Annotated in this window: 15 protein-coding genes; 12 read left to right on the forward strand and 3 right to left on the reverse strand. The window is 71.2% G+C overall.

Features of this window, described 5'->3' with window-relative positions:
* Positions 1 to 36 precede the first annotated feature (36 nt).
* From OHB41_RS26625 to OHB41_RS26655, 7 genes are all read left to right on the forward strand, one after another.
* On the forward strand, positions 37 to 1,245 hold the full coding sequence (locus OHB41_RS26625) for an MFS transporter (protein WP_266700683.1): 1,209 nt from the start codon (positions 37 to 39) through the stop codon (positions 1,243 to 1,245).
* Positions 1,196 to 2,368 carry an acetoin utilization protein AcuC gene (locus tag OHB41_RS26630; RefSeq protein WP_266700684.1) on the forward strand — a complete coding sequence of 391 codons (1,173 nt, stop codon included), beginning with the start codon at positions 1,196 to 1,198 and terminating at the stop codon, positions 2,366 to 2,368. The genes OHB41_RS26625 and OHB41_RS26630 overlap by 50 nt, the downstream gene beginning before the upstream one ends.
* A 103-nt stretch (positions 2,369 to 2,471) precedes the next feature.
* Positions 2,472 to 3,287 carry a phosphatase gene (locus OHB41_RS26635; RefSeq protein ID WP_266700685.1) on the forward strand — a complete coding sequence of 272 codons (816 nt, stop codon included), beginning with the start codon at positions 2,472 to 2,474 and terminating at the stop codon, positions 3,285 to 3,287.
* A 129-nt stretch (positions 3,288 to 3,416) separates the two neighbouring features.
* The gene (locus OHB41_RS26640) at positions 3,417 to 3,629 is read left to right on the forward strand and encodes a helix-turn-helix domain-containing protein (RefSeq protein ID WP_004984898.1); all 213 of its coding nucleotides are present in this window, start codon (positions 3,417 to 3,419) and stop codon (positions 3,627 to 3,629) included.
* A gap of 165 nt (positions 3,630 to 3,794) precedes the next feature.
* Entirely contained in the window at positions 3,795 to 3,893 is a 99-nt protein-coding gene (locus OHB41_RS26645) for a 30S ribosomal protein bS22 (RefSeq protein WP_003948845.1), read from the forward strand.
* Positions 3,894 to 4,235: 342 nt separating this feature from the next.
* Positions 4,236 to 5,297, forward strand: a complete 1,062-nt coding sequence (locus tag OHB41_RS26650) for an NAD-dependent epimerase/dehydratase family protein (protein ID WP_266700686.1) — start codon at positions 4,236 to 4,238, stop codon at positions 5,295 to 5,297.
* Between the two features lie 14 nt (positions 5,298 to 5,311).
* Positions 5,312 to 6,361, forward strand: coding sequence for a lysophospholipid acyltransferase family protein (locus tag OHB41_RS26655; RefSeq protein ID WP_266700687.1), 1,050 nt, complete (start codon positions 5,312 to 5,314; stop codon positions 6,359 to 6,361).
* Between the two features lie 69 nt (positions 6,362 to 6,430).
* Here the strand turns inward: OHB41_RS26655 and OHB41_RS26660 are convergent, their stop codons facing one another.
* From OHB41_RS26660 to OHB41_RS26670, 3 genes are all read right to left on the reverse strand, one after another.
* Positions 6,431 to 7,651, reverse strand: a complete 1,221-nt coding sequence (locus OHB41_RS26660; RefSeq protein ID WP_266700688.1) for a DUF5667 domain-containing protein — start codon at positions 7,649 to 7,651, stop codon at positions 6,431 to 6,433.
* A 259-nt stretch (positions 7,652 to 7,910) separates the two neighbouring features.
* Positions 7,911 to 8,687, reverse strand: coding sequence for an ECF subfamily RNA polymerase sigma factor, BldN family (locus OHB41_RS26665; protein ID WP_266700689.1), 777 nt, complete (start codon positions 8,685 to 8,687; stop codon positions 7,911 to 7,913).
* 947 nt (positions 8,688 to 9,634) lie between these two features.
* Positions 9,635 to 10,579, reverse strand: a complete 945-nt coding sequence (locus OHB41_RS26670; protein WP_266700690.1) for an HAD family hydrolase — start codon at positions 10,577 to 10,579, stop codon at positions 9,635 to 9,637.
* Positions 10,580 to 10,767: 188 nt separating this feature from the next.
* Between OHB41_RS26670 and OHB41_RS26675 the strand changes: the two genes are divergently transcribed.
* The 5 genes from OHB41_RS26675 to OHB41_RS26695 all read left to right on the forward strand — a co-directional run bounded on the left by OHB41_RS26675 (position 10,768) and on the right by OHB41_RS26695 (position 16,708).
* Positions 10,768 to 11,103, forward strand: coding sequence for a glutaredoxin family protein (locus tag OHB41_RS26675; protein ID WP_266700691.1), 336 nt, complete (start codon positions 10,768 to 10,770; stop codon positions 11,101 to 11,103).
* A gap of 319 nt (positions 11,104 to 11,422) precedes the next feature.
* Positions 11,423 to 12,184, forward strand: a complete 762-nt coding sequence (locus OHB41_RS26680; RefSeq protein WP_266700692.1) for a redox-sensing transcriptional repressor Rex — start codon at positions 11,423 to 11,425, stop codon at positions 12,182 to 12,184.
* Positions 12,181 to 13,920, forward strand: coding sequence for a glutamyl-tRNA reductase (locus OHB41_RS26685; RefSeq protein ID WP_266700693.1), 1,740 nt, complete (start codon positions 12,181 to 12,183; stop codon positions 13,918 to 13,920). Before OHB41_RS26680 ends, OHB41_RS26685 begins: the two co-directional genes overlap by 4 nt.
* On the forward strand, positions 13,917 to 14,996 hold the full coding sequence (gene hemC, locus OHB41_RS26690; protein WP_451289995.1) for a hydroxymethylbilane synthase: 1,080 nt from the start codon (positions 13,917 to 13,919) through the stop codon (positions 14,994 to 14,996). The genes OHB41_RS26685 and hemC overlap by 4 nt, the downstream gene beginning before the upstream one ends.
* Positions 14,993 to 16,708, forward strand: coding sequence for a bifunctional uroporphyrinogen-III C-methyltransferase/uroporphyrinogen-III synthase (locus tag OHB41_RS26695; RefSeq protein ID WP_266700694.1), 1,716 nt, complete (start codon positions 14,993 to 14,995; stop codon positions 16,706 to 16,708). Before hemC ends, OHB41_RS26695 begins: the two co-directional genes overlap by 4 nt.
* Positions 16,709 to 16,876 lie beyond the last annotated feature (168 nt).

A 16,876-nucleotide genomic window follows, 5' to 3' on the forward strand; every position in this document is an offset into this window, starting at 1 on the left:
TACCCACCGGTAGGACGGGGCCCTACGCTCGCCGCCATGACAGATGTGCTGCGGCGCGGCAGGGCCTCGCTGGCGTTCAGCTTCTTCGCGCAGGGCGCCACCTTCGCGCTGCTCGTGACGCGCATCCCGGCCATCCAGGACCGGTACGGGGTCTCGGACGCGCTGCTGCCCGTCTTTCTGGCGGCCGTCCCGATCCTCGCCGGCGTCGGGAGCGTCACGACCGAGCACCTGGTCAAGCGGATACGGCCCAGCCGGCTGCTGCGCTGGTCCCAGCCGGTGGTGCTGCTGGCGCTGCTGGGGGTCGGGGCGGGGGACCGGCTCGTGGAACTGGCGGTGGCCCTGGGTGCCTTCGGGCTCGCGGTCGGCGCGCTCGACGCCTCCATGAACATGCTGGGGGTGAGCCTGCAGCGGACGTACGGGCGCAGCATCATGCTCGGTTTCCACGCCACGTACAGCCTGGGCGGGATCGTGGGCGCCTCGCTCGCGTGGGTGGGGGCGCACTGGCATCTGTCGTTGTTCACGTCCTACCTGCCGGTGGTGCTCGTGCTGCTGCCGGCCGCGTTCCTGGGCAGTCGGTGGTACGTCGACGGGGAGACCGTGCCCGGGGCGGAGAAGGCGGAGGCCGGGCCCGTCGTCTTCAAGCTGCTGTTGCCGCTGTGTCTGGTGATGACGTTCGCGTACATCGGGGACTCGACGGTCTCCAACTGGAGCGCGAAGTATCTGCAGGACGTGCTGGGCAGTTCCGAGCAGCTGGCGACCGTTCCGTACAACGTCTACATGGTGATGACGCTGGTGGGGCGGGCTGTCGGGGACGTCGGGGTGCGGCGGTTCGGGGCGGTGGCCGTCGTACGGCTGGGGGCCGTGGTGGCGGCGCTGGGGTTCGCGGTGGTGGCGGCGGCCCCGGGAGCGTGGGTCGGGATGCTCGGGTTCACCCTGTTGGGGCTGGGGCTGTGTGTGCTGGTTCCGCAGACGTTCGCGGCGGCCGGGCGCCTCTTCCCGGGGGCTTCGGACACGGCCATCGCGCGTCTGAACATCTTCAACTACGTGGGGTTCCTGATCGGTTCGCCGTTGGTGGGGGCGCTGGGCGATGCCTGGAACTACCGGGGCGCCATGCTTGTGCCGATGGTGTTGGTCCTGGTGACCCTGGGGTACGCCCGCTCGTTCGCGCCCGAACCGGACCGATACGGTGACGGGCATGAGCGGCCGCGCACAGCTGATGTGGGACGAGGCAGTAACGGGCTATGACTTCGGTCCGGACCATCCGATGGATCCGGTCCGGCTGGCGCTGACCCGGGGACTGGTCGGCGCCTTCGGGCTCGACCGGGATGTGGACGTGGTCGCGGCGAAGGCGGCCGGGGAGTCGACGCTCCGGCTCGTGCACCGGGAGGACTACGTGGAGGCGGTCAGGGCGGCCTCCGCCGATCCGGCGGCCGCGGACGCCTCGTACGGGCTCGGGACCATGGACGATCCCGCCTTCGCGGGGATGCACGAGGTGTCCGCGCTCATCGCGGGGCAGTCGGTCGGTGCGGCGGAGGCGGTGTGGCGCGGGGACGCGCTGCACGCGGTGAACTTCGCGGGCGGGCTGCATCACGCGATGCCGGGTGGCGCGTCGGGGTTCTGCATCTACAACGACGCCGCGCTGGCGGTCGCACGGCTGCTCGAGCTCGGGGCCGAACGGGTCGCCTACGTGGATGTGGACGTGCATCACGGGGACGGGGTGCAGGCCGCGTTCTGGGAGGATCCACGGGTTCTGACGATCTCACTGCACGAGCATCCGCGGACCCTGTTCCCGCAGACCGGGTGGCCCGAGGAGACCGGCGCCCGGGGCGCGGAGGGCAGTGCCGTGAACGTGGCGCTGCCGGCCGGGACGGGGGACGCGGGGTGGCTGCGGGCCTTTCACGCCGTCGTTCCCGAACTGGTCGCGGACTTCCGGCCGCAGGTGCTCGTCACCCAGCACGGCGCCGACACCCACTTCGAGGACCCGCTCGCGCATCTCGCCGTCTCGCTCGACGCGCAGCGGGCCGTGCAGGTCGCCTGTCACGAGCTGGCGCACGGGTACGCCGACGGGCGGTGGATCGCGCTGGGCGGCGGGGGGTACGCGGTCGTGGACGTCGTACCGCGGTCGTGGACGCATCTGGTGGCCGTCGCAGCGGGGCGGCCGATCGATCCCGAGACGGTGATTCCGGAGAGCTGGCGGCAGGAAGTCTTCGCCCGTACGCGGCAGTTGGCGCCGGTGCGGATGACGGACGGGCGGTGGCCGGTGTCCTGGGCGGACTGGGAGTCCGGGTACGACCCGGCGGACCGCCTCGACCAGGCGATCGTGGCGACGCGGCGCGCGGTGTTCCCGCTGCGGGGGCTGCTCGCGTAGGGCCCGTCCGGGGTCGCCGCCCCCAGATGTCCATTACGCCAACTGTGGGGCGTTTTCGGGATTTTCGGGGTGAACGTCCGGCGCATGCGCCAGCATCGCTGACGTGTTGAGCACCGGAGCATTGCGCGCGCACCTGCTGGCCGCCCGGCTGGCCGGGCCCGTCGCCACCTCGCGCGAGGAGAGTCTGCGGAGTTATCGGCTCTTCGCTGCCCGGGATCCTCGGGTGCTGCTCGGACTTGATCCCGAGTGGACCTGGCGGGAGCGGGATCTGATCGAGTTGATGGCCGACAAGTGCGGGGTTTCGGCCGATCCGGCGCACACGAGCGGGCATGATGTGATCGACCCGGAGAAGACCCTGTCCGCGCTGGAAGCCTTCGCGCGGCGGCTCGGGGAAGCGGCCCGCGACCGCGAACCGGTGCTTCTGGGCACCGGCCATCCGCACCGGCTGCTCGGTTTCTACGCCGCTCTCGCGGACGCGTTGTCGTCAGCGGGATGTGACGTCCTCACCCCCGCGCAGGGTAGCTCTGTCGACATAACGACCCGGTTCGGTCTACGCACGTACAACCTCGACTACGTACAGGGCGTCGCGTTGGTGCGCGAACCCGGTGTGCATGCCCCCCGTGGTGCGACCGGCGCGCACTCCCACTCGCCGCTCCCGGTTCGTACCGTTCTGGCGGCCGCGGCGGAGGCCGGCGGGCCCCTCCCGGAGCTGGTGATCGGGGACCACGGATGGGTCTGCGGAGCAGGTCAGCTAGGGTTCGAGGCCATGGGGCTGGCCGATACGGACGATCCCGCGCTCTTCGTCGGAGAGGCAGAGGGGCGGGTGTCCGTCGTCGTTCCGGTTGATGACGCTGTGCGGTCTGATTACTACCGACCGCTTACTCGCTATGTACTCAATCGAGCGTGTCTGTCACAGTAGGCGGCCGATGCCATCCCCTCTTCCCCACTCGCATCACCCGCCCCTACATTGGGGAGTGAGCACGCAACGACGAAGAGTCACCGGAAGGGGAAGCCGGTGACCGTCGAGTGCGGAAGGTTCAGGTGTGTCATGGCTGCAGCGGGCGAGAGGCCTCTGAACGAGGTTCAGTTCCTTACCGTGGCGGAAGTCGCCTCGGTGATGCGAGTGTCGAAGATGACCGTGTACCGCTTGGTGCACAGCGGTCATCTGCCGGCGATCCGGGTGGGGAGGTCCTTCCGGGTGCCGGAGCAAGCTGTTCACGAGTACCTCCGCGAGAGCTATGTGGGGGTGGAGACGGCCTGACGGCGTCCCGGTGAAGTTCCCGGAAGGCCCTCGTGGTCACCTCGGGAATGCACTCGGATCACCTCGATTACGACCTTGGCGCTCGGACGGGTAGGCTGGCCCCTCATAGGTCGTGTGGGCCCATGCAGCCCAGCACCGAGTAAAGAGAAGTGAGCGAGGGTAGTCGTGGGCTCTGTTATCAAGAAGCGGCGCAAGCGGATGGCGAAGAAGAAGCACCGCAAGCTGCTCAAGCGCACTCGCGTTCAGCGTCGCAACAAGAAGTAAGGCCGTGCCCCGCCTGAGCGGGGCTCGTCCTTGCGCTTGCGCGGCGGCTGTCGACAGTGCGCTCTGCGGCCCCCCACCCACGGGTGGGGGGCCGCAGCGTTTTCCGGCCGTGGGCGGCCGCGCATCTGCGCCCCGAGCGCTCTCAGGGAGGATGCTGTGCGTACGCCTGCCGGCCGCGCGGTCCGGCCCGGTCGTAGGTCCCTGGCCCGCCGTCACTTCGTGCGCCGGGTGGTCATCACGGCGCAACATCGACCCGCTAGGTTGGCGGCACACGGGGAACACGGCAGGGTACGAGCAGAGCTACGTCCAGATACGTCCAGCACGGGAAGAGAGGCGCTGATCTTGGGGAAGGTCGTGCTCGTGACCGGAGTGGCCCGCCAGTTGGGGGGCCGGTACGTACGACGGATCCAGCGTGACCCACAGGTGGACCGCGTGATCGCCGTGGACGCGGTGGCACCCGAGCACCATCTGGGCGGTGCCGACTTCATCCGGGCCGACATCCGCCAGCCCACGATCGCCCGGGTGCTCGCCGAGCACTCCGTCGACACGGTCGTGCACATGGACGTGACGGGCACCGCGTTGAGCGGCGGCAGCCGGACCACGGTCAAGGAGACCAACGTCATCGGCACCATGCAGCTCCTCGGGGCCTGTCAGAAGTCCCCGACGGTCAAGCGGCTCGTCGTGAAGTCCAGTACGAACGTCTACGGCTCCGCGCCCCGCGATCCGGCCGTGTTCACCGAGACCACCCCGCCCAAGTCGCTGCCCAGCGGCGGCTTCGCGAAGGACACGGTGGAGGTCGAGGGGTACGTACGCGGCTTCGCGCGCCGCCGGCCGGACGTCGCCGTGTGCGTGCTGCGGTTCGCGAACATCCTGGGCCCGAGTGCCGATTCACCGCTCGCCTCGTACTTCGCGCTGCCGGTGCTGCCGACCGTGTTCGGCTACGACCCGCGCCTCCAGTTCGTGCACGAGGACGACGTCATCGAGGTGCTGCGGATCGCCTCGGACGAGCCGGAGCGGGGCACCCTCAACAGCGGCACGTTCAACATCGCCGGAGACGGCGTCCTGTTGCTCTCCCAGTGCGCGCGCCGGCTCGGCCGCCCCACGGTGCCGCTGCTGCTGCCCGCGCTCACCTGGGCGGGCACGGCGGTGCGTACCCTGGGCGTGACGGACTTCTCCCCGGAGCAGTTGCGGCTGCTGACGCACGGCAGGGTCGTGTCGACGAATCAGATGCGCGAGACGCTGGGATACAAACCGAAGTACACGACCGCCGAGACCTTCGCGGACTTCGCACGCAGCCGGGGACCCGGACTCCTGCCCCCCGAGGCCCTCGCGGGGGCCGTGGACCGGATCGCCGCGCTGTCCTTCCTGGGCGGCGGCCAACCCCCGACACTGAGCGCCAACTGAGGAGCGCATCGACGATGGCGGACGCCAAGGTCATTCCGTTCGACGACGACCGGTCGCGCGGGGGTGCTGCGCAGCGCCCGCTGCGGCGGCGGACCACGGGGAGCAGGCGCACGGGCGATCCCGCGGTGGTCCGTGAGGTCCAGCCCCTGCCGGGCCGGAGCTTCCCGCAGGATGATGTTCCTGTGACGCGTGAGGAGAAGCCTGTTCAGCAGCCCCGGGACGGCGGCGGGCTGGAACGGCGTGTCGCCGGAGGCCTGGCCTTCCTGCGCAGGCGTCTGACCGGTGACTACGAGGTCGACGACTTCGGGTACGACCAGGAGCTCACCGACCAGGTCCTGATGTCCCTGATCCGCCCGCTGTACGAGAAGTACTTCCGGGTCGAGGTCAAGGGCATCGAGAACATCCCGTCCGAGGGCGGGGCGCTGATCGTCGCCAACCACTCGGGGACGCTGCCGCTGGACGGCCTGATGATGCAGGTCGCCGTCCACGACAACCACCCCGCGGGCCGGCATCTCCGGCTGCTCGCCGCCGACCTGGTCTTCATGCTGCCGGTCGTCAACGAGCTGGCCCGCAAGGCCGGTCACACCCTTGCCTGCGCGGAGGACGCCGAACGGCTGCTGGAGCGCGGTGAGCTGGTCGGGGTGATGCCGGAGGGCTTCAAGGGCATCGGCAAGCCGTTCAGCGAGCGCTACAAGCTCCAGCGCTTCGGGCGCGGCGGATTCGTGTCGACGGCCCTGCGGCAGGGCACTCCGATCATTCCGTGCTCGATCGTCGGCGCGGAGGAGATCTATCCGATGATCGGGAACGCGAAGACCCTCGCGCGGCTCCTGGGGTTCCCGTACTTCCCGATCACGCCGACCTTCCCGTGGCTCGGCCCGCTGGGCGCCGTGCCGCTGCCGACGAAGTGGACGATCCAGTTCGGTGAGCCGATCCCGACGGACGGGTATCCGCCGGAGGCCGCCGAGGACCCGATGCTGATGTTCAACCTGACGGACCAGGTCAGGGAGCAGATCCAGCACACGCTGTACAAGCTGCTGGTGCAGCGCCGGTCGGTCTTCTTCTGACCCTCACGCATACGCCGGTGGGGCACCCTTCGGAGGAAGGGTGCCCCACCGGCGTATGCGCCCGCGGATCTACCTGTTGTCCTCGCTGTCGATGCCCAGGCCCGGAAGGAGACCGGGGAGCAGCGGGGGCAGGGTGACGTCGGGGGCTCCGCCGGCCGGGCTGGACCTGCCGGCCGACGGGGACGAGCTGGTGGTGTCCTTGGGCGGGTCGAGCAGGCCGCCCGTGTTGCCGCCGAGCAGGCCTTCGCCGGTGCTGCCCGAGGCGGACGGCTTCGGCTTGCTGCTGCTGTGGCTGCCGGTGGTGGAGCCGCTGCTGGCACTGGGTGCCGGGCGGTCCGTGCCGGACGAGCCGGGGGCGTCCGAACTGGCGCCGCGGTGTCGGCCCGTGCCTTCCGGCACGGCGGGCTTCGGGAGCAGCGGGTCGACCTCCTGGTCTATGGCGGCGAACACCGACGAGACCTGCTGACTGACGTCGCCGAGCTGGACGGGCAGTCGGTCGCGCAGCGCGCCCCAGGCCTGGCGGTGGGACTGGGCGAAGGCGGAGAGGGCCTGGATCGGGCCGAGCGAGCCGTCCCGTTCGTATGCCTCGTGCAGGAGGCGGTGGCCTTCCGCCGCGTCGTGCTGCATGCCGTTCAGGGCGCGCCTGACCTCGCCCAGGGACTCGTGGTCGAGGCTGCCCCGGCGGTCGCGCTCCATCAGGCGGCGCGCCTCGCTCAGCCGGGTCGAGGCCTGGTCGAGGTAGAGCTCGCCCCGGTCGCTGTCGCCGTGGGCCAGGCCCAGCTTGATGTCCTCCATGCCTCGTTTGAGCCCGTAGAGCGAGTCTCCGGGCAGTGCGTCGGAGCTGGCGGCGGCCACACCGCCGAACGCTCCGGCGGCCACGCCGACGGTGAGCCCGCCCGCGGCGAGGCCCTTGGACAGGCGCGAACGCGGTCGTAGCTTCCCCAGCCCGCTCGCCCGGTGCGCGCCTCGTGCCCGGTGCGAGCGCTGCTCGGGCACGGAACGGTCCGGGCCTTCGCCCCCCGCGGCGGTGCCTTCCAGCAGCATGGCCTCCATCGCGGCGACGAGCTGGGCTCGCTGCACGATTTTGACCTCGGGGTCCAGCTCCGGTTTGGGCAGCTCGCCGAGACCGGTGGCGAGGGCCAACAGCAGGCCCTGCTCGGTCTGTTCCGTAGCAGCCGGGGACGGTGCCGATCCATCGGGCTGCTCGGCCGCCGTGCCCTGGTCGGACTGCTCGTCCAGGGCCTGGGCGAAGGCGTTCGCCCGCCGGTGTGCCGATACGTTCGCGATCACTGGCGGCACCTCCTCTCGTCATGACGGTCGACTCCCCAGGGGGTCCTGAGGGTTGCACGCCCCGGGCGTGTCCACACGATCGGGTGACCGGTGGGGCCGGGGAGTGACCACAGGGAGCCTGTATCCCGCACAACGAGCGTCGCGGCACTTGGGTTACGGACGACGGATGATCGGACCCCGAAGTCAACAGACTTTTACAGAAGGTGAGTTGAGCGTCGCCGAGCGTAGGGGTCGTGCGGGAGGGGGCGTGGTACGGGCTTCAGCGGGCGTCGTCCGGCAGGAGCCGGGCGAGGGTGCGGACAGCTCGGTACTGGAGTGTCTTGATGGCGCCCTCGTTCTTGCCCATCACCCGGGCGGTCTCGGCGACCGAGAGCCCCTGCAGGAAGCGCAGGGTGACGCACTCCTGCTGCTGGGGATTGAGGCGTCGTACGGCGTCGAGCAGTGCCGCGTTCGACAGTGACTCCAGGACGGAGTCCTCAGGGCTGCGTTCGACCTCGTTCGCGTCGAGCATCTCGCCCGTCGTCACTTCCAGGCGGAAGCGGCTCGACTTGAAGTGGTCGGCGACCAGGTTGCGGGCGATGGTCACCAGCCAGGCGCCGAAGTCACGGCCCTGCCAGGTGAAGGTGCCGATGCGGCGCAGGGCGCGCAGGAACGTCTCGCTGGTGAGGTCTTCCGCGGTCGCCTTTCCGCCGACGCGGTAGTAGATGTAGCGGTACACGGTGTCGCTGTACTGGTCGTAGAGCCGCCCGAAGGCGTCGGCCTCGCCGGCCTGGGCGCGCTCGACGAGGTCCATCATCCGGGCGCTGTCGCTGTCTGCGGCCGGGCGGCGTGCGGTGGGCGTGGCGGCCGAGCCGGAGCGGCCCCGCCTGCCGACCGCCGCGCTGCCGTCGGCCAGTGCGTAGCACGGGCCGACGGGCGCGGGGTAGGCGAAGGCGGGGACGGCGTACGCGGTGGGGACGAAGCCGCGCAAGCGGTCGAGGACCGTTGCGCGCAGCGTAGCCAGGCCCGAGGCGTCAACCCCGACGTGTGAGTACACGGGACTCCCAGAGGCAGAGCTTCCATCACGTTCAGTGCGGGACCATTCACCCGTCGTAGCGACGGAGGGGTACCGGTTTGCGTCTGAGGAGAATAACGCTTCGTACAGGCAGTGCTACACCCAGTTGCTCAAATCATCGATTACGTCGCTTCTGTAACCGATTGGCGCCCGATCAAGTGTCCTTCGGTGACCGATTGTTGATCGGATCGGTTCGTCTTCCGGCTGGGTGCGGGGCGTGTTGTGGCCGGGTGGGAGCGGGGGGACTGGCCGGGGCGTTGTGGGGGTAGGACCGGGAGAATGTGCGGGCCCCTCCGGGGGTTCGGGTGGTTCTTCGGGCGCGGGTGGGTGGGGGTTGAGCGCACAGTTCCCCGCGCCCCTGGAGGGACGGGGCTGCGCCCCGGTCCCCTGTGGGGTGGGTTCTTCGGGTGCGGGTGGGTGTGGGCTGGGCGCGCAGTTCCCCGCGCCCCTGGAGGCATGGGGGCTGCGCCCCCGGCCCTCCGGCGGGTGGTTCTTCGGGTGCGGGTGCCTGGGGGCCGGGTGCGCAGTTCCCCGCGCCCCTGAAAGCGTGGCTCGCGTCCGGGGTTCTCGGTCCAGCCCGCATCTCCGCCTCGTGCGGAACCCTTCAGCGCGGGGCCGCAATCTTCAGCCCGTGCGGAATCATCCAGCGCAGGCTGGCACCCTCACAGCCCGTGCGGAATCATCCAGCGCAGGCTGGCACCCTCACAGCCCGTGCGGAATCATCCAGCGCAGGCTGGCACCCTCACAGCCCGTGCGGAGCGGTATGGCGCAGGCCCGCATGTTCAGGTCGTGCGGAGCCGTATGGCGCAGGCCCGCGTCTTCGGCCCGTCCGGCGTTTGAGGACGAGCCCTTCGGGCGAGCGGGGGGCCAGGGGGCGGCAGCCCCTTGGTGGGGGGGCTGGGGGCGGGGCCCCCAGGGTGGGTGGGGGGTTAGCGGCGGCGGCGGTGGAGGGCGATGGCCGCGGCCGTGCCGCCGGCCACCGCGCCCACGCCGGCCGCGGCCGGGATACCGACCTTCGCGGCCTTGCGCGCCGTGCGGTAGTCGCGCAGCCGCCACTCGAAGGCGCGCGCGTGCTTGCGCAGCTTGGCGTCCGGGTTGATCGCGTAGGGATGACCGACCAGGGACAGCATGGGGATGTCGTTGTGCGAGTCGCTGTAGGCCGCGCACCGGGTGAGGTCCAGGCCCTCCGCCGTGGCCAGCGCGCGGACCGCCTCCGCCTTCGCCGGGCCGTGCAGGGGCTCGCCCACCAGCTTGCCGGTGTAGACGCCGTCCACCGACTCCGCGACCGTGCCCAGCGCACCGGTAAGCCCCAGGCGGCGGGCGATCACCGTCGCGATCTCGACCGGGGCGGCCGTCACCAGCCACACCTTCTGGCCCGCGTCCAGGTGCGCCTGGGCGAGGGCGCGCGTGCCGGGCCAGATGCGCTCGGCCATGTACTCGTCGTAGATCTCCTCGCCGATGGACATCAGCTCGGCGACCCGGTGGCCCTTGACGATCGACAGTGCCGAGTCGCGGGCGTCCTGCATGTGCTCGGGGTCCTCGACCCCGGCCAGCCTGAACCATGCCTGCTGCCACGCGAACCGGGCGAGATCGCGGGTCTCGAAGAACTTCCGCTTGTACAGGCCCCGCCCGAAGTGGAAGAGCGCGGCGCCCTGCATGACGGTGTTGTCCAGGTCGAAGAAGGCGGCGGCCTTGTCGTCACCGAGCACCGGGAAGTCCGGTTCGCGGTCGGGGACGTCCGGCTCGGCGTCGTGGGCCAGTTCCTCCAGTTCCTGCGAGGACTTACGCGCTGCCTCCGCCGAGGCCTCGCCTGCCAACACGCTCCGCGCGGTGGCGGAGCGCCTACGGGGAGTGAGCCATCCGAGAGCGGCCATGGCGTGAGCATAGCCAGTTTGTTCGGTGCTACCGGAGTCGCGAGGGTTCGAAGCTGTGAACTCTCCGCGACCGAGCCGTTAAAGAAGCGGTCCGCGGCGTTCCCGATCGGCGCGTCGGGGCCCGTCTCCGGGGCCGGTTGGCGCCTCGTGCGCCGAAGAGGGGCCGGTGATGCGTCCGCGGCGGGAGAATGGCCGGTATGAGTCCCATGTTCGGGCGCGGTGAGCGCCGTACGGAGAAGGCGGAGCGGGTGGAGAAGACCGGGAAAGCGGGGACGAGGGCGCCGGGTGAGCGGCTGGTCACCCTGATCAGGAAGCCCGGCTGTCATCTGTGTGATGACGCACAGCAAGTGGTGGAGAAGGTGTGTGGAGACCTCGGCGTGCCGTGGGAGGGGAAGGACATCACGCAGGACGAGGAACTGCACCGCGCGTACTGGGAGCAGATCCCCGTTGTGCTGGTGGACGGCGCCCAGCACACGTTCTGGCGCGTGGACGAGGGGCGGCTGCGCAAGGCCCTGGCCGCGTAGCCGCTCGTGATCCGGCCCGAGTCCGTCCTGACCGAGCAGTCCAGGTGGTCCGGAAAGTCGCCTAGGATCGACGGCGATTGGTCTCGGGGGCGGGATTCGTTGAGGAGTGTGTGCGGCTTTGCCCCCTTCAGGTGCGGAACGAAGCTGTCCGCGCGCTGGTTCCATACCCGCGCGCCGGGCATGCGTGACCCCCGTCACGTTGCCCGGGCAAATCGGACACCATCTTTGTGCACGCGTTCACAAAGACATAGCCTGCATTCGACGGGGCGGTCTAGGTACGTGTGACCGCCTGCAGCCCCGCTCTACCCGCAGGAGCACCGTGGCAACTGGCCGAACTCACCGACCGGCGACCCGCAGCCGAGGAATTCCCGAGGCCACCGTCGCCCGTCTTCCGCTGTACCTCCGAGCCCTCACCGCACTGTCGGAGCGCTCGGTCCCCACGGTCTCCTCCGAGGAGCTCGCGGCCGCGGCGGGGGTCAACTCCGCGAAGCTGCGCAAGGACTTCTCCTACCTGGGCTCCTACGGGACGCGCGGTGTGGGGTACGACGTCGAGTATCTCGTCTACCAGATCTCCCGCGAGCTGGGCCTGACCCAGGACTGGCCGGTAGTGATCGTCGGCATCGGTAATCTCGGCGCCGCGCTGGCCAACTACGGAGGGTTCGCGTCCCGCGGCTTCCGGGTCGCCGCGCTGATCGACGCCGATCCGGAGATGGCCGGAAAGCAGGTCGCGGGCATCGCCGTGCAGCACAGCGACGGCCTGGAGAAGATCATCGACGAGAACGGCGTCTCCATCGGCGTCATCACCACCCCGCCGGGCGTGGCCCAGCAGGTCTGCGACCGTCTGGTCGCGGCCGGGGTCACCTCCATCCTGAACTTCGCGCCGACCGTCCTGTCCGTCCCGGACGGCGTCGACGTGCGCAAGGTCGACCTCTCGATCGAACTCCAGATCCTCGCCTTCCACGAGCAGCGCAAGGCCGGCGAGGAGGCCGAGGCCCAGGCCGGTGCCGCCGCCCAGGCCGCCGCCCGGGAGAACAACGGCAAAGGACCCGACGGGGACGTTCCCGCCGTGATGCCGGCATGAGTCTCCTCGTCGTCGGGCTGAGCCACCGCAGCGCCCCGGTCAGCGTCCTCGAGCGGGCCACGCTGACCGCGGACGCGCAGGCCAAGCTGGTCCAGGACACCGTCGCCGCCGAGCCGGCCGCCGAAGCCGCGGTGCTCGCCACCTGCAACCGCATCGAGCTGTACGCCGACGTGGACAAGTTCCACGCGGGCGTCGCCGAGCTGTCCACGCTGCTCGCCCAGCACAGCGGGGTCGGGCTCGAGGAGCTCACCCCCCACCTCTACGTGCACTACGAGGACCGGGCCGTCCACCACCTCTTCTCGGTGGCGTGCGGGCTGGATTCGATGGTCGTGGGCGAGGGCCAGATCCTCGGCCAGATCAAGGACGCCCTGGCGGCCTCGCAGGAGCTGCACACCGCGGGCCGTCTGCTGAACGACCTGTTCCAGCAGGCGCTGCGGGTCGGCAAGCGGGCGCACTCCGAGACCGGCATCGACCGGGCCGGGCAGTCCCTGGTCACCTTCGGCCTGGAACAGCTGTCCTCGGGTGCCCCCGTCGACGTCTGGGCCAAGGGCAAGCGGGCCCTCGTCATCGGGGCCGGCTCCATGTCCTCGCTGGCCGCGGCGACGCTCGCGCGCGCCGGGGTCGCCGAGATCGTCATCGCCAACCGCACGCCGGACCGCGCGCAGCGCCTCGCCCAGATCCTCAACGAGAACGAGGGCGGCGCCTCGGACGTGACGGCCCGCGCGGTACCGATGGACGCGGTTCCGGTCGAGCTGACACGTGCCGATGTCGCCGTCTCCTGCACCGGCGCGACGGGACTCGTCCTGACGGCCGAGTCGGTCATGGCGGCCGTGTCGGGACGCACGGGGCAGGGTGCCGTTCAGGGCGCCGGCTCCGCTCGTACGGCGTCGGGCACGGCCGTGGACGGCCACGCGCCGCTCGCGCCCACGAGCGTCGGCACCGAGGACGGCTGTCCGCTCGACGTGTCCACCGTGCAGGGCACGGCCGGGTTCTCCGTGCTCGGCGAGGCCGCCGTGGCCGGCATGGCCGCCGCCGAGCTGGAGCAGCACGCGGCCTGGGTGGACAAGGGCGACGCGGCGGCCCGCGCCCCGCGCGCGGCGGGCCTGCTCGACCCGGAGGCCGACACGGAGGCCATCGCGGCGCTCGCCGCGGCCGTCGCCGCCGTCGGCCGGGTTCCCGAGCGCCGCAGGCCCGAACCGGTCGCCGAGGCGCCCCGCCGCGCGCCCGCGCTCGCGCTGCTCGACCTCGCCATGCCCCGTGACATCGACGCGGCCGTGCACCGCCTGCTCGGCGTGCGCCTGGTCGACATCGAGTCGCTGGCCGAGGCGTCCGCGGACGCGCCGATGGCCGCCGACGTGGACCAGGTGCGGCGGATCGTCTCCGACGAGGTGGCCGCGTTCAGCGCCGCCCAGCGGGCCGCCCACATCACGCCCACCGTCGTGGCGCTGCGGACGATGGCCGCCGACCTCGTCGCGAGCGAGATCGCGCGGCTCGACGGACGGCTGCCGGACCTCGACGACAAGCAGCGGGGCGAGATCACGCAGACCGTACGGCGTGTCGTCGACAAGCTGCTGCACGCGCCGACCGTACGGGTCAAGCAACTGGCCGCCGAGCCCGGTGGCGCCGGGTACGCGGACGCGCTGCGAACCCTGTTCGACCTGGACCCGGAGACGGTCGCCTCCGTCTCGCGGGCCGAGAACAACACCGAGAACGCCAAGAACCGAGGGCGAGCATGAGTGAGCCGCGTGAGCCACAGGGGCGCACCGGCGACGAGAGTCCGAGTGCGCACAGGCCCGATGGGTCGAGCACGGCCGGACTTCCGACGCCGGATGCACCGCCCCGAGGGGCTGAGCCGGAACAAGGGGCACTGAGGCTGGGGACCAGGCGCAGCAAACTCGCCATGGCCCAGTCCGCACTGGTGGCGGACGCAGTGAGCAAGGTGACCGGACGGCCCGTCGAGCTCGTGGAGATCACGACGTACGGCGACGTCTCCCGTGAGGACCTCGCGCAGATCGGCGGCACGGGTGTGTTCGTCGCCGCGCTGCGCGAGGCGCTGCTGCGCGGCGAGGTCGACTTCGCCGTGCACTCGCTCAAGGACCTGCCGACCGAGCAGCCCGACGGGCTGGTGCTGGCCGCCGTGCCGGTGCGGGAGGACGCGCGCGACGTACTGGTCGCCCGGGACGGTCTCACCTTCCCGGAGCTGCCGGAGGGCGCGCGGGTCGGTACGGGTTCGCCGCGCCGGATGGCCCAGCTGAACGCGTACGCACGCAACCACGGGATGACGATCGAGACGGTCGCGATCCGCGGGAACGTCGACACGCGGATCGGATACGTGCACGGTGGGGAGCTCGACGCCGTCGTGCTCGCCGCCGCCGGCCTCAGCCGCCTCGGGCGGCTGGGAGAAGCGACGGACTTCCTGCCCGTCGACACCGTTTTGCCCGCCCCCGGCCAGGGGGCCCTGGCGATCGAGTGCACCGCGGACGACGCGGATCTCGTCGCCGCGCTCGGAGAGCTCGACGACCCGTTCACCCGGATCGCCGTGACCGCCGAGCGGTCCCTGCTCGCCGCGCTGGAGGCCGGCTGCAGCGCACCTGTGGGTGCGCTCGCCGACCTGCTCGCGGACGGGCAGATTGTCAAGGAAATGCGCCTGCGCGGCGTCGTCGGTACGACCGACGGCTCGACGCTGGTGCAGTTGTCCACCACCGGTCCCGTGCCCGAGACGCACGACCAAGCGATGGCGCTCGGCCGTGAACTCGCCGCCGAGATGCTTGCGAAGGGCGCGGCCGGTCTGATGGGGGAGCGAGCACATTGAGCCCCACCAACCTTCCCGCCGGTCCCGAACACGGGCACGTCACCTTCCTCGGTGCCGGACCCGGAGATCCGGGACTACTGACACTGCGCGCCGTGGAGGCGCTGGCGAACGCGGACGTCCTCGTCGCCGGGCACGAGGTGCTCGACGTCGTGCGTACGCACGCCAGGCAGAACGTCGCCGTGCTGAACACGGATACGGAGACGGCTTTCGGCACGTCAGCCGGTCCGTACTCGGGCACGGGCGCGTCCCAGTCAGCGGTTGTTGACGCCGTGTCAGCAGCCGTTGGTGACCCCGCGTCGAGGGACGCTGCCAATCTTGTCATGGAGGCCGCGCGGGGCGGCAAGCGGGTCGTGCGTGCGGTGTCCGGTGACCCCGGGCTCGACACGTACGCCGCCGAGGAGATGCTGGCCTGCGCCGCCGCGGGCGTGCCGTTCGAGGTCGTGCCCGGTGTCGCGGCGGCCGTGGGCGTGCCCGCGTACGCCGGTGTGCCGCTGCGGGACGCGCAGGGCGCGGACGTGCGGTTCGTCGACGCGCGGACGGCCTCCGACCGGTGCTGGACCGAGGTCGGGGCGTCGGACGGCACGGTCGTCGTGTCGGCGACGCTCGACTCCGTGGCCGCGGCCGCGGGAGAGCTCGTCGCGTCGGGCCGCAAGCCCGATACGCCGATGTCGGTGACGGTCGCGGGTACGACCACGCGTCAGCGGACCTGGTCGGCCACGCTCGGGACCATCGCGCAGACCCTGAAGCAGGCCAAGGTGCTGCCGTCCCCGGACGGCGGACGGCCGGTGATAGCCGTGGTCGGTGAGCGTTCCGCCGCCGCCCAGCGCGACCAGTTGTCGTGGTTCGAGTCCAAGCCGCTGTTCGGCTGGAAGGTGCTCGTGCCGCGCACGAAGGAGCAGGCGGCTTCGCTCTCCGACCAACTGCGTTCGTACGGCGCCGTGCCGCACGAGGTGCCCACGATCGCCGTCGAACCGCCGCGTACGCCGCAGCAGATGGAGCGTGCGGTCAAGGGGCTCGTCACCGGGCGGTACGAGTGGATCGCCTTCACGTCGGTCAACGCGGTGAAGGCGGTGCGGGAGAAGTTCGAGGAGTACGGGCTCGACGCGCGGGCCTTCGCCGGGATCAAGGTCGCGGCGGTGGGCGAGCAGACGGCGAGGGCGCTGGTCGCCTTCGGTGTGAAGCCGGACCTGGTGCCGAGCGGGGAGCAGTCCGCGGCCGGGCTGCTGGACGACTGGCCGCCGTACGACCCGGTGTTCGACCCGATCGACCGGGTGTTCCTGCCGCGGGCCGACATCGCCACCGAGACGCTGGTCGCGGGGCTCATCGAGCTGGGCTGGGAGGTCGACGACGTCACGGCCTACCGGACCGTGCGGGCGTCGCCGCCGCCGGCGGAGACCCGTGAGGCGATCAAGGGCGGTGGCTTCGACGCCGTTCTGTTCACGTCCTCGTCGACGGTGCGGAACCTGGTCGGTATCGCGGGCAAGCCGCACAACGTGACGGTGATCGCGTGCATCGGCCCCGCCACCGCCAAGACGGCGGAGGAGCACGGGCTGCGGGTCGATGTCATGGCTCCGGAGCCGTCGGTGCACAAGCTGGCGGAGGCGTTGGCGGACTTCGGGCTGCGGCGGCGGGCTGCCGCGGCGGAGGCCGGGGATCCGGTGACGCGGCCCAGTGAGCGGCGGCCGGGGGCGCGGAGGCGGCGGGCTACGTAGGTGTTACGTGGGTGTTTGGGGCGGTCGGGGCGGTGGGGGTGGCTTTTTCTCGCCCCCGCCGCCCCTACCCGTTCCCTCCCCGGGGGCTCCGCCCCGACCCGTCCAAGGGGCTGCGCCCCCTGGACCCCCGCCTCGCCCGAAGGGCTCGTCCTCAAACGCCGGACGGGC

It is taken from the genome of Streptomyces sp. NBC_01571, from assembly GCF_026339875.1.
Taxonomy (GTDB): Bacteria; Actinomycetota; Actinomycetes; order Streptomycetales; family Streptomycetaceae; genus Streptomyces.

What these genes read in the sequence shown, in the direction of transcription:
- hemC (WP_451289995.1), top strand. Translation starts at nt 13,917, where the DNA reads ATGAGTGAGCCGCGTGAGCCACAGGGGCGCACCGGCGACGAGAGTCCG.
- OHB41_RS26625 (WP_266700683.1), top strand. Translation starts at nt 37, where the DNA reads ATGACAGATGTGCTGCGGCGCGGCAGGGCCTCGCTGGCGTTCAGCTTC.
- OHB41_RS26640 (WP_004984898.1), top strand. Translation starts at nt 3,417, where the DNA reads ATGGCTGCAGCGGGCGAGAGGCCTCTGAACGAGGTTCAGTTCCTTACC.
- OHB41_RS26675 (WP_266700691.1), top strand. Translation starts at nt 10,768, where the DNA reads ATGGCCGGTATGAGTCCCATGTTCGGGCGCGGTGAGCGCCGTACGGAG.
- OHB41_RS26670 (WP_266700690.1), bottom strand. Translation starts at nt 10,579, where the DNA reads ATGGCCGCTCTCGGATGGCTCACTCCCCGTAGGCGCTCCGCCACCGCG.
- OHB41_RS26630 (WP_266700684.1), top strand. Translation starts at nt 1,196, where the DNA reads ATGAGCGGCCGCGCACAGCTGATGTGGGACGAGGCAGTAACGGGCTAT.
- OHB41_RS26685 (WP_266700693.1), top strand. Translation starts at nt 12,181, where the DNA reads ATGAGTCTCCTCGTCGTCGGGCTGAGCCACCGCAGCGCCCCGGTCAGC.
- OHB41_RS26655 (WP_266700687.1), top strand. Translation starts at nt 5,312, where the DNA reads ATGGCGGACGCCAAGGTCATTCCGTTCGACGACGACCGGTCGCGCGGG.